This is a genomic window from Ideonella benzenivorans (assembly GCF_020387415.1).
Classification (GTDB): Bacteria; Pseudomonadota; Gammaproteobacteria; order Burkholderiales; family Burkholderiaceae_C; genus Ideonella; species Ideonella benzenivorans.
Genome location: NZ_JAGWCB010000012.1, coordinates 220,489 through 233,837, shown reverse-complemented (window position 1 = coordinate 233,837; position 13,349 = coordinate 220,489). Strand labels below are relative to the sequence as shown.

Here is a 13,349-nt window from a genome sequence, read left to right as displayed (position 1 = left end):
TCGGCGCGGCCTGTCGATCACACCTCAATGGCTCGCACCGGCACATCCAGCCCCAGGCCTTCCTTGGCCAGGCGTGCCAGCACCGTGGCGTCGCCGGTCGTCTCAAGCTGAACAGGGGCGCTGGCCTCGCGCGGCAGCCATTCGTCCGTGGCGTTCGGCCAGAGATGCAGGGCATGGGCGGCCACCGCATCGGCGGTGTCCAGCAGTTGCACGTGCGGCCCCAGCCGCGCGGCGATGCGTTCGGCCACAAAGGGGTAGTGGGTGCAGCCCAGCACCACCGTGTCCGCTCCGGCCTGGATCACGGGCGCACAGTAGCGGTCCAGCAGTGGGTCGAGGGCTGGGTCGGAGGGGCCGCCCTTCTCGATGGCGGCGGCCAAGCCCTTGCAGGGCACGCGAATGACCTCGCAGCCCTGGGCGAAGCGGTCGATCAGGGAATCGAAACGCGGGCTGCTCAGCGTCGAAGGCGTGGCCAGCACGCCGATGCGGCCATTGGCGCTGTGGCGCACGGCGGGCTTCACGCCGGGCTCGACACCCACCCAGGTGACCTCGGGATAGCGCCGCCGCAAGGTGTCGATGGCCCGGGCGGTGGCGGTGTTGCAGGCCACGATGATCAGGCGGGCGCCTTGATCCATCAGGTGTTCCGTGACCCGCAGCGAGCGTTGCAGCGCATGGGTCGGGTCGCGGTCGCCGTAGGGGGCGTGACCGGAATCGGCCACGTAGAGCAGGGGAATGTCGGGACGACGCGTGCGCAAGGCGCGCAGCACCGACAGGCCGCCGACGCCCGAGTCGAAGATGCCGATGGGCGGGACGGATGCAATCAGGTCGGACATGGTGTGAAAGCCGGGCTGGCACGGGACCAACCTAGGGTTGTCCCCAAGGATACGCGAGCCAGCAAGTGGCTGCAGGGCCATAAAATAGAACGGTCGTGCGGTTTTGAGATCGTTCGATAGGACAGTATCGGGGGATGGCCTCTTGGCGCATCTCGGGTCAGGTCCTAGAATCCGACAGTTTACGTAAACGTCAAATCACTCAAACGATCCGACAGGAGCAACGCGATATGAAGGTACTGGTAGCCGTCAAGCGCGTCGTCGACTACAACGTGAAGGTACGCGTGAAGTCCGACGGCACGGGGGTGGATCTGGCCAACGTGAAGATGAGCATGAACCCCTTTGACGAGATCGCTGTCGAAGAGGCGGTGCGCCTGAAGGAAAAGGGCGTGGTCACCGAGGTGGTGGCCGTGTCCTGCGGCGTGACGCAGTGCCAGGAAACCTTGCGCACCGCGATGGCCATCGGCGCCGACCGCGGCATCCTGGTCGAGACCGACGCCGAGCTGCAGCCGCTGGCCGTGGCCAAGATCCTCAAGGCCCTGGTCGACAAGGAACAGCCGGCGCTGGTGATCCTGGGCAAGCAGGCCATTGACGACGACTGCAACCAGACCGGCCAAATGCTGGCGGCGCTGGCCGATCTGCCGCAGGCGACCTTCGCCTCCAAGGTGGACGTGGCCGACGGTGCGGTCACGGTCACCCGTGAAGTGGATGGCGGCCTGGAGACGCTGAAGCTGACACTGCCGGCCGTGGTCACCACCGACCTGCGTCTGAACGAGCCGCGTTACGTCACGCTGCCCAACATCATGAAGGCCAAGAAGAAGCCGTTGGAGAACATCAAACCCGCCGATCTGGGGGTGGATGTGACGCCGCGCATCAAGACCCTGAGCGTGGCCGAGCCGCCCAAGCGCAGTGCCGGCATCAAGGTGCCGGACGTCGCCACCCTGGTGGCCAAGCTCAAGACTGAAGCCAAGGTGATCTGAACATGGCCATCCTCGTCATTGCTGAACACGACAACGCGTCGATCAAGGGCGCGACCCTGAACACCGTCACCGCAGCGACCCAGCTGGGTGGCGACGTGCATGTGCTGGTGGCGGGTCAGAACGCTGGGGCTGCGGCCCAGGCGGCGGCCCAGATCGCCGGCGTGACCAAGGTGCTGCACGCCGACGGTGCCGGCCTGGGCGACGGCCTGGCCGAGAACCTGGCGGCCCAGGTGCTGGCCATCGCCTCGGGTTACAGCCACATCCTGTTCCCGGCCACCGCCAGCGGCAAGAACGTCGCGCCGCGCGTGGCCGCCAAGCTGGACGTGGCGCAGCTCACCGACATCACCAAGGTGGTGAGCGCCGACACCTTCGAGCGTCCGATCTACGCGGGCAACGCGATCGCCACGGTGCAGAGCGCCGATGCGGTCAAGGTCATCACCGTGCGTGGCACGGCCTTTGACCCGGCGGCGGCCACCGGTGGCTCCGCGGCGGTGGAGAGCCTCGCGGCCGTTGCCGCCGGGGCCCAGAGCAGCTTCGTCGGCCGGGAGGTCACCAAGAGCGACCGCCCCGAACTGACGGCGGCCAAGATCATCGTCTCTGGGGGGCGGGCGCTGGGCAGCAGCGAGAAGTTCACCGAAGTGCTGACGCCACTGGCCGACAAGCTGGGTGCCGCGCTGGGTGCTTCCCGCGCCGCGGTGGACGCGGGTTACGCTCCCAACGACTGGCAGGTCGGCCAGACCGGCAAAATCGTGGCGCCTCAGTTGTACGTGGCCTGCGGCATCTCCGGCGCCATCCAGCATCTGGCCGGCATGAAGGACTCCAAGGTGATCGTCGCGATCAACAAGGATCCAGAAGCACCGATCTTCTCGGTGGCCGACTATGGTCTGGAAGCCGACCTGTTCACGGCTGTGCCGGAGTTGGTCAAGGCGCTGTGACCTTCATGGCCTTCCTCTGAAAGCGCCCTGCGGGGCGCTTTTTTCATGGTGGACTCTGTTCAAGGGCGATTTCCCAATCGGCATCGCATCCGCTGCCGCTGGCAATCCAGCGCCATGCCCGGCGGTCGATCCATCGCCGCAGCGGTCGGGGCCAGCGTGCCAGCACGTCGTCCGGCGCGCTGATCAGGCCGCAGCGATAGCACCTGGCCGCCGCATCCCAGCGCAGCACCGAACAACCGCCGTGGCGTCGGCGACTCAGCAGCATGCCCACGGGGCAGGGCTCCAGGGCGCAGCACACACCGCATCCGTTGCATGGCGATCCCAGTGGCGGCTTGGGCGGGGCCTGGGCTTGCAGCCAGAGGGTGCGCGAATGGGGGGGAGGGTGGGGAGCCATGCCGCACGGACTTTGCCACTCAAGTCCGCGGCCGATGCACCGAAGACCTACTCTGGTGCAGGGTAGTTACCGTACGGCGGGGTGGGGCCAACGGTGCTACAGTCTCGCCGGTGACAATTTAGGTCCTTCTGTGTCCCCTTGCTGGCCCTACCCCAAGGCAGCAAGGCGGATCGCAATCCGCCAAACGGTCGAGCCGGGCCGCGGAAGGTTGATCAACCCATCGGAGCTCTGGAAACCGGAGCAAAAGGTGAGCGAGAAATGATGCAGCAATACAGGTCGAACTCGTACCTGTTCGGAGGCAATGCCCCGTACGTCGAAGAGATGTACGAAGCGTACCTCGACAACCCGGGCTCGGTGCCTGACAACTGGCGCGAGTATTTCGACGCGCTGCAGAACGTGCCCGCCGTGGACGGTTCGTCCGGTCGCGACGTTCCCCACGCCCCCGTGATCGAATCCTTTGCGCAGCGCGCGAAGTCGAATGCCTTCACGGTGAAGGCCAGTTCCACCGACTTGGCCGTGGCCCGCAAGCAGGTCCACGTCCAGTCCCTGATCGCCGCCTACCGCTTCCTGGGCTCGCGCTGGGCCGATCTGGATCCGCTCAAGCGCCGCGAGCGCCCGAAGATTCCCGAGTTGGAACCGTCGTTCTACGACCTGACCGAAGCGGACATGGACATTCCGTTCAGCGCCGCGAACACCTATTTCTCGCGCGCCGAGCACATGTCGCTGCGCGACATCATGCAGGCCCTGCGTGAGACCTACTGCGGTACCGTGGGCGCCGAGTTCATGCACTGCACGGACCCGACCGAGAAGCGTTGGTGGCAGGAACGCCTGGAAAGCGTGCGTTCCAAGCCCAGCTTCTCGCCGGAAAAGCGTCAGCACATCCTGGAGCGTCTGACCGCGGCCGAAGGCCTGGAGCGCTATCTGCACACCAAGTACGTCGGCCAGAAGCGTTTCTCGCTGGAAGGCGGCGAGAGCTTCATCGCCTCGATGGACGAGGTCGTCCAGCACGGCGGTGAGAACGGCGTGCAGGAGATCGTGATCGGCATGGCCCACCGTGGCCGCCTGAACGTGCTGGTCAACACCCTGGGCAAGATGCCCAAGGACCTGTTCGCCGAGTTCGAGCACACCGCACCGGAAGACCTGCCGGCCGGTGACGTGAAGTACCACCAGGGCTTCTCCAGCGACGTGACCACCGCCGGTGGCCCCGTCCACCTGTCGCTGTCCTTCAACCCGTCCCACCTGGAAATCGTGAACCCGGTGGTCGAGGGCTCGGTGAAGGCGCGCCTGGATCGCCGTGGCGACAAGGAAGGCACGACCGTGCTGCCGGTGCTGGTGCACGGCGATGCGGCCTTTGCCGGCCAAGGCGTGGTGATGGAAACGCTGGCGCTTGCCCAGACCCGTGGCTACTACACGGGCGGCACGGTGCACATCGTCATCAACAACCAGATCGGTTTCACCACCTCCGACCCGCGTGACACCCGCTCGACGCTGTACTGCTCGGACGTGGTCAAGATGATCGAGGCGCCGGTGCTGCACGTGAACGGCGACGATCCCGATGCCGTGGTCTGGTGCACCCAGCTGGCGATGGATTACCGCCAGCAGTTCAAGAAGGACGTGGTGGTGGACATCGTCTGCTACCGCAAGCTGGGCCACAACGAGCAGGACACCCCCTCGCTGACCCAGCCGCTGATGTACAAGAAGATCGCGGCGCACCCCGGCACCCGCAAGCTGTATGGCGACAAGCTGGTCGCCCAGGGCGTGCTGCCCGCCGGTGGCCCGGACGACATGGTCAAGGCCTTCCGCGCCGCGATGGACGCGGGCAAGCACACGGTCGATCCGGTGCTCACCAACTTCAAGAGCAAGTACGCCGTCGACTGGACGCCGTTCCTGGGCAAGAAGTGGACCGACGCCGCCGACACCGCGCTGCCGCTGGCCGAGATCAAGCGCCTGGCCGAGAAGATCACCACGATCCCCTCGAACTTCAAGCTGCATCCGCTGGTCGAGAAGGTCATCGCCGACCGCGCCGCCATGGGCCGGGGCGACATCAATGTCGACTGGGGCATGGGCGAACACCTGGCCTACGCCTCGCTGGTTGCTTCTGGCTATCCGGTGCGTCTGTCCGGTGAGGACTGCGGCCGTGGCACCTTCGTGCACCGCCACTCCGTGCTGCACGACCAGAACCGCGACAAGTACGACGAAGGCATCTACGTGCCGCTGCAGCACGTGGCCGAAGGCCAGGCGCCGTTCGTGGTCATCGACTCCATCCTGTCCGAAGAGGCGGTGCTGGGCTTCGAATACGGCTACGCCGGCTCCGATCCCAACACGCTGACGATCTGGGAAGCCCAGTTCGGCGACTTCGCCAACGGTGCCCAGGTGGTGATCGACCAGTTCATCGCCTCCGGCGAGGTGAAGTGGGGCCGTGCCAATGGCCTGACGCTGCTGCTGCCGCATGGCTACGAAGGCCAGGGCCCCGAGCACAGCTCGGCCCGCGTCGAACGCTTCATGCAGCTGGCCGCGGACAACAACATGCAGGTCGTCCAGCCGACCACGGCCAGCCAGATCTTCCATGTGCTGCGCCGTCAGATGGTGCGCATGTTCCGCAAGCCGCTGGTGATCTTCACCCCGAAGTCGCTGCTGCGGAACAAGGATGCCACCTCGCCGCTGAGCGAGTTCACCAAGGGCGAGTTCCACACCGTGATCGGCGAACGCCATGCCGAGATCGATGCTGCCAAGGTGAAGCGCGTGGTCGCCTGCTCGGGCAAGGTCTACTACGACCTGGTCAAGAAGCGTGAAGAGAAGAAGGCGCACGACGTGGCCATCCTCCGCGTCGAGCAGCTCTACCCCTTCCCGCACAAGGCCTTTGCCGCGGAAATCAAGAAGTACCCCAACGCGACCGAGATCGTGTGGTGCCAGGACGAGCCGCAGAACCAGGGCGCCTGGTTCTTCGTGCAGCACTACATCCACGAGAACATGCTCGAAGGCCAGAAGCTGGGTTATGCCGGCCGTCCGGCCTCGGCTTCGCCGGCCGTGGGCTACGCCCATCTGCACCAGGAGCAACTCAAGTCGCTGCTGGACCAGGCTTTCGGCAAGCTCAAGGGCTTCGTGCTCTCCAAGTAAGCACAACACATTGAACGCGGCTCTGGCGCCTGTGCGCCGGAGCCCTGTCGCACACTTCAAAGAATCTCCCCATCATGGCAATCGTAGAAGTCAAGGTTCCGCAGCTGTCTGAGTCCGTGGCCGAGGCCACCCTGCTGCAATGGAAGAAGAAGGCCGGTGAGGCCGTCGCCGTCGATGAAATCCTGATCGAGATCGAGACCGACAAGGTCGTGCTCGAGGTGCCGGCTCCCTCGGCCGGGGTGATCACCGAGATCGTGGTGGCCGATGGCGGCACCGTGGTCAGCGATCAGGTGATCGCCAAGATCGATACCGAAGCCGCCGCGAGTGCCGTGGCTGCGCCGGCCCCGGCCGCTGCTGCCGCTGCGCCGGCCCCCGCAGCCGCCGCCGTGGCGGCCCCGGCTGCCACCGGTGGCAGCAAGTCCGACGTGGCCATGCCGGCCGCTGCCAAGTTGATGGCCGACAACGGCCTGGCCGCGGGTTCCGTGGCCGGCACCGGCAAGGATGGCCGCGTGACCAAGGGTGACGTGCTGGCCGCCGTGGCCGGTGGCGCCAAGCCCGCTGCCGCACCGATCGCCGCGCCGGTGGCTCCCTCCGTCGCCAAGCCGCTGCCCGCCGTGGCCGCGCCGGTGGCTCAGAACCTGGGCGACCGTCCGGAACAGCGCGTGCCGATGTCGCGTCTGCGCGCCCGCATCGCCGAGCGTCTGCTGCAGTCGCAGTCCACCAACGCCATCCTGACCACCTTCAACGAGGTCAACATGGCCCCGGTGATGGAGATGCGCAAGCGCTTCCAGGACAAGTTCGAGAAGGAACACGGCATCAAACTGGGCTTCATGAGCTTCTTCGTGAAGGCCGCGGTGCACGCCCTGAAGAAGTACCCGATCCTGAACGCCTCGGTCGATGGCAACGACATCGTCTACCACGGCTACTTCGACATCGGCATCGCCGTCGGTTCGCCGCGTGGCCTGGTGGTGCCCATCATCCGCAACGCCGACCAGCTGACTTTCGCCGAGATCGAGAAGACCATCGGCGTCTTCGCCCAGAAGGCCAAGGACGGCAAGCTGGGTCTGGAAGACCTGTCGGGTGGTACCTTCTCCATCTCCAACGGCGGCACCTTCGGCTCGATGCTGTCGACCCCGATCATCAACCCGCCGCAATCGGCCATCCTGGGCGTGCATGCCACCAAGGACCGCGCCGTGGTGGAGAACGGTCAGGTCGTGGTGCGTCCGATGAATTACCTGGCCATGTCCTACGACCACCGCATCATCGACGGCCGCGAAGCCGTGCTGGGCCTGGTGGCGATGAAGGAAGCGCTGGAAGACCCGGCTCGCCTGCTGTTCGACATCTGATCCCCGGGAGTTTTCATGTCCAAGCAATTTGACGTCGTCGTGATCGGCGGCGGCCCCGGTGGCTACATCGCCGCCATCCGCGCGGCCCAGCTGGGCTTCAACGTGGCCTGCATCGACGAATGGAAGAACGCCGCCGGTGGCCCGGCCCCGGGCGGCACCTGTACCAACGTCGGCTGCATCCCATCCAAGGCGCTGCTGCAGTCCTCCGAGCACTTCGACCACGCCACCCACCACTTCGCCGAGCACGGCATCAGCACCGGCACGGTGAAGATGGACGTGGCGAAGATGGTGGCCCGCAAGGACGGCGTCGTGAAGCAGAACAACGACGGCATCCTCTACCTGTTCAAGAAGAACAAGGTCAGCTTCTTCCACGGCCGTGGCTCCTTCGTGGCCGCCAAGGATGGCGCCTACGAGATCAAGGTCACGGGGTCTGCCGAGGAGTCCATCACCGGCAAGCAGGTGATCGTCGCCACCGGCTCGAATGCCCGTGCCCTGCCGGGCGTGCCCTTCGATGAGGAGCACATCCTCTCGAACGACGGCGCGTTGCGCCTGGGCTCGGTGCCCAAGAAGCTGGGCGTGATCGGCTCCGGCGTGATCGGCCTGGAAATGGGCTCGGTCTGGCGCCGTCTGGGGGCCGAGGTCACCATCCTCGAAGGCATGCCGGCGTTCCTGCCGGCCGCCGACGAGGGCGTGGCCAAGGAGGCCGCCAAGGTCTTCGCCAAGCAGGGTCTGAAGATCGAGCTGGGCGCCAAGGTTGGTGAGGTCAAGGCTGCCAAGAAGGGCGTCAGCATCGCCTACACCAACGCCAAGGGCGAAGCCCAGACGCTGGATGTCGACAAGCTGATCGTCTCGATCGGCCGCGTGCCCAACACCATCGGCCTGAACTCCGAAGCCGTGGGTCTGAAGCTCGACGAGCGTGGCGCCATCGTGGTCGACGCCGAGTGCAAGACCAACCTGCCGGGCGTGTGGGCCGTGGGTGACGTGGTGCGCGGGCCGATGCTGGCGCACAAGGCGGAAGAAGAAGGCGTGGCCGTGGCCGAGCGCATTGCCGGCCAGCATGGTCACGTCAACTTCAACACCATTCCCTACGTCATCTACACCAGCCCGGAGATCGCCTGGGTCGGCAAGACCGAGCAGCAGCTCAAGGCCGAAGGCGTGGCCTACAAGGCAGGTCAGTTCCCCTTCCTGGCCAACGGTCGCGCCCGCGCGCTGGGTGACACCACCGGTTTCGTCAAGTTCCTGGCCGATGCCAAGACCGACGAGATCCTGGGCGTGCACATGATCGGTCCGATGGTCTCGGAGTTGATCTCCGAGGCCGTGGTGGCGATGGAGTTCAAGGCATCGTCCGAGGACATCGGCCGCATCTGCCATGCGCACCCCTCGCTGTCGGAATCGACCAAGGAAGCCGCGCTGGCCGTCGAGAAGCGCACGCTGAACTTCTGACCCGGGCCGCCTCGGGGCCTGCCGGCCCCGGCTGCCCATCGGCCCGCCCGCCTGCCCAGGCTGGCGGGCCTTTTCATGTCTCCGGAAATGGTTTGACCGATGAGCGTTCGCCAGCTGTATGAGCAACTGCTTGCCGAGAACGGCTTCAAGGCCGACGAGGCTCAACTGCGCGCCGTGGCGGCGCTGGAGCGTTGCGAGAACGAATGGACGGCCTACAAGGCCCGCCGCCGCAATGCGCTCACCAAGGCGCTGGTCAAGCCGCCCATCCCGCGCGGCGTGTACATGTACGGCGGGGTGGGGCGCGGCAAGAGCTTCCTGATGGATTGCTTCTACCGTGCGGTGCCACTGACGCGCAAGACGCGCCTGCATTTTCATGAGTTCATGCGCGAGGTGCACCGCCAGCTGCAGGAGCTCAAGGGCCGGCAGAACCCGCTGGAGGAATTGGGCGCGCGCATCGCCCGGCGCTACCGATTGATCTGCTTCGACGAGTTCCATGTGGCCGATGTGACGGACGCGATGATCCTGTACCGGCTGCTCGAATCGCTGTTCGCGCACCGCGTCTCCATCGTCACCACCTCCAACTTCCACCCCGACGGGCTGTACCCCAACGGCCTGCACCGCGACCGCATCCTGCCGGCCATCGAGCTGCTCAAAGCCAACCTGGAGGTGATCAACGTCGATGCGGGCATCGACTACCGCCGTCGTACGCTGGAGCAGGTGGACCTCTACCACACGCCGTTGGGCCCCGAGGCCGAAGCGGCGATGGCCCGCACCTTCGACGATCTGGCCGAGGTGCCCGACGAGAACCCGGTGCTCAACATCGAGCACCGTGAGCTGAAGGCGCGCCGCCGGGCGGGCGGGGTCATCTGGTTCGACTTCCAGACCCTGTGCGGCGGCCCGCGGTCACAGAACGACTACCTGGAGCTGGCCTCGCGCTTTCACACCCTGCTGCTGTCCGGGGTGCCACAGATGCCGCCCCGCCTGGCGTCAGAGGCGCGCCGCTTCACGCTGCTGGTGGATGTGCTCTACGACCGTCGGGTGAAGCTGGTCCTGTCGGCAGCGGTGCCGGCCGAACAGCTGTACCTGGACGGCCCTTTGGCGCACGAGTTTCCCCGCACCGTGTCCCGCCTCAACGAAATGCGTTCGGCCGAATACCTGGCGCTCGAGCGCCGGACGGTGGACACCTCGCTGACCTGAGGCGGTGCGCCTCGACGGCTCCGGGGCGGTGCGCTCAGGCGATGGCGTCGAAGCGCACCAGGGCGAGCGACAGGTTGTCGCCCATCCCGCGGGCGCGCTGACGGGCCTTGCCGATCAGCATCTCGCTGGCCTCGCGCGGCGGCAGCGCGCTGACGATGGCGCCCAGTTCACGCGGGGTCAGGTAGTGCCACAGGCCGTCCGAGCAGGCCAGCAAGGTGTCCCCCACCTCGATCCGGTCCAGCGGGGTGATCTCCACCGGCGGATCCTGCTGGGTGCCCAGGCAGCCGGTCAGCAGGTTGGCCTGCGGATGGGTGTTGGCCTGGGCCTCGGTGATCTTGCCTTCGTCGATCAGGCGCTGCACGTAGGAGTGGTCGATCGTGCGGCGCAGCATCTCGGCGCCGCGGAAATGGTAGACGCGCGAGTCGCCCGCATGCACCGAGTAGGCGCTGCGGTCGGGCAGCACCAGAAAGGCCGCCAGCGTGCTGTGCGGCTCCTCGTCGGCCGTGATCGCGGTCAGCTTGATCATCAGGTGGGACTCCACCACCAGCTGATGCAGCATGACCGAAGGATCGTCGGTGGCGGGCGTGTAGCGCTCAAACACCTGCTTGGCGGTCATCACCACCTGGTCCGAGGCCGTGCGACCGCCACTCTTGCCCCCCATCCCATCGGCCACCAGGGCCAGGGCGCAGCCGGACACCTGCGGGTGCGCCAGGATGATGACCTGATCCTGCTGGTAGGCCCGGTCGCCCTTGTGGATACCGGTGGCGGCAGAAATCCGGTAGCCCTGGGATGTCGTTGTCATGGGGTGCAATATAAACTCATCGACCTGTGAACGCCGATCTTTCCCCGCCCGACAATCTCCATTCGCCCCTCCGGCGACTGATCGAGTTGCGCATGGTGCATGCCGAGCTGGACAGCCGTATCGACGGTGCAGGTCCCTTGGACGGACCTGACGAGCTCACGTTGAGGCGCTTGAAGAAGCAACGTCTGGCCTTGCGCGACCAGATCGCCCAGTTGGAGGCGATGCTGGAGCCTCCTGAACCTGCCTGACCGGATGAGTGACGCTGTTTCCAGTGCGCCCGCCGACCTCGTCGCGGCGGTGCAGGCAGCCCTGTCGGTGGAAGGCCCCCTGGCCCTGGCCGATGTCGGCTTTCTGCCGCGTGCCGCCCAGACCGACCTGGCGACCGCCGTGGCCGAGACCATCGAGCGGCGCGAGGCCCTGGTGGCCGAGGCCGGCACCGGGGTGGGCAAGACCTACGCCTACCTGCTGCCCGTGCTCCTGTCCGGCCGCCGCACGCTGGTCAGCACGGCCACCAAGAGCCTGCAGGATCAGCTGTTCTTCCGGGACCTGCCGCGGCTGCGCGATCTGCTGAAGCTGCCGGTGACGGTGGCGCTGCTGAAGGGGCGGGCCAGCTATCTGTGCCGCCACCGGCTGGTGCAAGCCCGCGAAGGCGCTGTCCTGCCGGATCGGTTCGCGGTGCGGGCGCTGGCGCGCATCGAAAGCTGGGCCCAGGCCACCACCAGCGGCGACATCAGCGAGCTCGAGGGGCTGGACGAGCGCTCCGAGGTCATTCCCCTGGTCACGTCCACCCGCGACAACTGCCTGGGCAGCGAGTGCGGGGAGTACCACGCCTGCCATGTGATGAAGGCCCGGCGGGAGGCCATGGCGGCCGATGTGGTGGTGGTGAACCACCACCTGTTCTTCGCCGACCTGGCTTTGCGCGACAGTGGGGTGGCTGAGTTGCTGCCCACGGTCGACATCGCCGTGTTCGACGAAGCCCATCAGATGGTCGAAGCCGGGGTCCAGTTCCTGGGCCAGACCCTGGGGACCGGGCAGGTGACCGATTTTGCGCAGGACCTGCTGGCGGCGGGGCTGCAGCAGGCCCGTGGCCAAGCGCCTTGGGCCGAGTTGTCCACCGGCTGCGAGCAGGCCGCTCGCGAGCTGAGGCTGGTGGTGGCCGGCGCCCATCACGAGGTGCGAGGCGTGTTGCGCCTGCGCTGGGATGAGGTGGCGGGCGGTGGCCGCGCGGCCCGTCTGGCCCAGGGGCTGGAGACACTGGCCGAGCGGCTTCGTGCCGCGGGGGCGGCCCTGGAGCTGGTGGCCGGCAGTTCGCCGGATTTCGCCAAGCTGCAGGCGCGTGCCCAGGGCCTGCTGGGTCAGGTGGCCCGTTTCGGGCAGGAGACCCCTCCCGAGCGGGTGCGCTGGGTGGACCTGACACCGCACCAGGCCCGGCTGATCGAGTCACCGCTGGACATCCGCAGCATGATGGGCGAGCAGCGTGCCCAGGGCCACCGGGCCTGGGTCTTCACATCCGCCACGCTGGGGGACGACGCGGACCTGAGCTGGTTCAGCGAGGCCGCGGGGCTGGACGATGCCCGCAAGTTGCGGGTCGGCAGCCCGTTCGACTACCCGCACCATGCCCGGGTCTATGTGCCGCCCCGCTTCCCGCAGCCCAACGAGCCGGCCCACCCGGTGATGGTGGGGCGGGCGTCGGCCCACTGCGCCCATGCGCTGGGCGGGCGCACCTTTGTGCTGACCACCACGCTGCGGGCCATGCGCACGGTCGCCGAGGCCCTGACCGGGGAGCTCAAGGCCCTGGGCAGCACCCTGGAGGTGCTGGTGCAGGGCACGGCGGCCAAGCGCAGCTTGTTGCAGCGCTTCCAGGAGGGAGGCTGCGTGCTGGTGGGGTCGCACAGCTTCTGGGAGGGCATCGACGTGCCCGGCCAGGCCTTGCAGTGCGTCGTGATCGACAAGCTGCCATTTCCGCCCCCCAACGACCCGCTGGTGGAGGCGCGCGTGCGCCAACTCAAGAGCCAGGGGCGCGATGCCTTCAACGACTACTTCGTGGCGGAGGCCGCGATCGCCCTCAAGCAAGGGGCCGGACGACTGATCCGCACGGAGACCGACCACGGGTTGCTGGTGCTGTGCGACGTTCGCCTGCTGCAGGCCCGCTATGGCGCCCGCCTGCTGGCCGCGCTGCCGCCGATGGCCATGCTGTCCAGCGGTGAGCAGGCCCTGAGCTGGTTGCGCGAGCTGGCGGCGGCGCACACCGCTGGCTGAAACGATCACGGCCCTGAACGGGCCGTGGGATCAAGAGCGGGGAGGGCGT

General features: G+C 67.0%; 11 protein-coding genes. 8 read left to right on the top strand and 3 right to left on the bottom strand.

Going from position 1 to position 13,349, the window contains the following annotated elements; translation table 11 throughout:
• Nucleotides 1-17: 17 nt before the first annotated feature.
• Entirely contained in the window at nucleotides 18-830 is an 813-nt protein-coding gene (gene murI / locus KGA65_RS13785) for a glutamate racemase (RefSeq protein WP_225863702.1), read from the bottom strand.
• Nucleotides 831-1,057: 227 nt separating this feature from the next.
• Between murI and KGA65_RS13780 the strand changes: the two genes are divergently transcribed.
• On the top strand, nucleotides 1,058-1,807 hold the full coding sequence (locus tag KGA65_RS13780; protein WP_225863701.1) for an electron transfer flavoprotein subunit beta/FixA family protein: 750 nt from the start codon (nucleotides 1,058-1,060) through the stop codon (nucleotides 1,805-1,807).
• A gap of 2 nt (nucleotides 1,808-1,809) precedes the next feature.
• Complete coding sequence (locus KGA65_RS13775) at nucleotides 1,810-2,742, top strand: electron transfer flavoprotein subunit alpha/FixB family protein (protein ID WP_225863700.1); 933 nt, start codon at nucleotides 1,810-1,812, stop codon at nucleotides 2,740-2,742.
• A gap of 43 nt (nucleotides 2,743-2,785) precedes the next feature.
• Here the strand turns inward: KGA65_RS13775 and KGA65_RS21075 are convergent, their stop codons facing one another.
• On the bottom strand, nucleotides 2,786-3,013 hold the full coding sequence (locus KGA65_RS21075; RefSeq protein WP_310740966.1) for a hypothetical protein: 228 nt from the start codon (nucleotides 3,011-3,013) through the stop codon (nucleotides 2,786-2,788).
• Between the two features lie 381 nt (nucleotides 3,014-3,394).
• Here KGA65_RS21075 and KGA65_RS13765 point away from each other — a divergent pair, with 381 nt between their 5' ends.
• From KGA65_RS13765 to zapE, 4 genes are all read left to right on the top strand, one after another.
• Nucleotides 3,395-6,253: a 2-oxoglutarate dehydrogenase E1 component gene (locus tag KGA65_RS13765; RefSeq protein ID WP_225863698.1), complete on the top strand. Its 2,859-nt coding sequence runs from the start codon at nucleotides 3,395-3,397 to the stop codon at nucleotides 6,251-6,253.
• A gap of 74 nt (nucleotides 6,254-6,327) precedes the next feature.
• Entirely contained in the window at nucleotides 6,328-7,599 is a 1,272-nt protein-coding gene (gene odhB, locus KGA65_RS13760; RefSeq protein ID WP_225863697.1) for a 2-oxoglutarate dehydrogenase complex dihydrolipoyllysine-residue succinyltransferase, read from the top strand.
• Nucleotides 7,600-7,614: 15 nt separating this feature from the next.
• Complete coding sequence (lpdA, locus tag KGA65_RS13755; protein ID WP_225863696.1) at nucleotides 7,615-9,042, top strand: dihydrolipoyl dehydrogenase; 1,428 nt, start codon at nucleotides 7,615-7,617, stop codon at nucleotides 9,040-9,042.
• A gap of 99 nt (nucleotides 9,043-9,141) precedes the next feature.
• The gene (gene zapE / locus KGA65_RS13750) at nucleotides 9,142-10,239 is read left to right on the top strand and encodes a cell division protein ZapE (protein WP_225863695.1); all 1,098 of its coding nucleotides are present in this window, start codon (nucleotides 9,142-9,144) and stop codon (nucleotides 10,237-10,239) included.
• 34 nt (nucleotides 10,240-10,273) lie between these two features.
• On the opposite strand, the gene KGA65_RS13745 is transcribed toward zapE, so the two are convergent.
• A complete protein-coding gene (locus tag KGA65_RS13745) occupies nucleotides 10,274-11,041 on the bottom strand; it encodes a PP2C family protein-serine/threonine phosphatase (protein ID WP_225863694.1) in 768 nt (255 codons plus the stop codon).
• 92 nt (nucleotides 11,042-11,133) lie between these two features.
• Here KGA65_RS13745 and KGA65_RS13740 point away from each other — a divergent pair, with 92 nt between their 5' ends.
• Nucleotides 11,134-11,289, top strand: a complete 156-nt coding sequence (locus KGA65_RS13740) for an HP1242/YdcH family protein (RefSeq protein ID WP_225864109.1) — start codon at nucleotides 11,134-11,136, stop codon at nucleotides 11,287-11,289.
• A 4-nt stretch (nucleotides 11,290-11,293) separates the two neighbouring features.
• Complete coding sequence (yoaA, locus tag KGA65_RS13735; protein ID WP_225863693.1) at nucleotides 11,294-13,300, top strand: DNA repair helicase YoaA; 2,007 nt, start codon at nucleotides 11,294-11,296, stop codon at nucleotides 13,298-13,300.
• Nucleotides 13,301-13,349 lie beyond the last annotated feature (49 nt).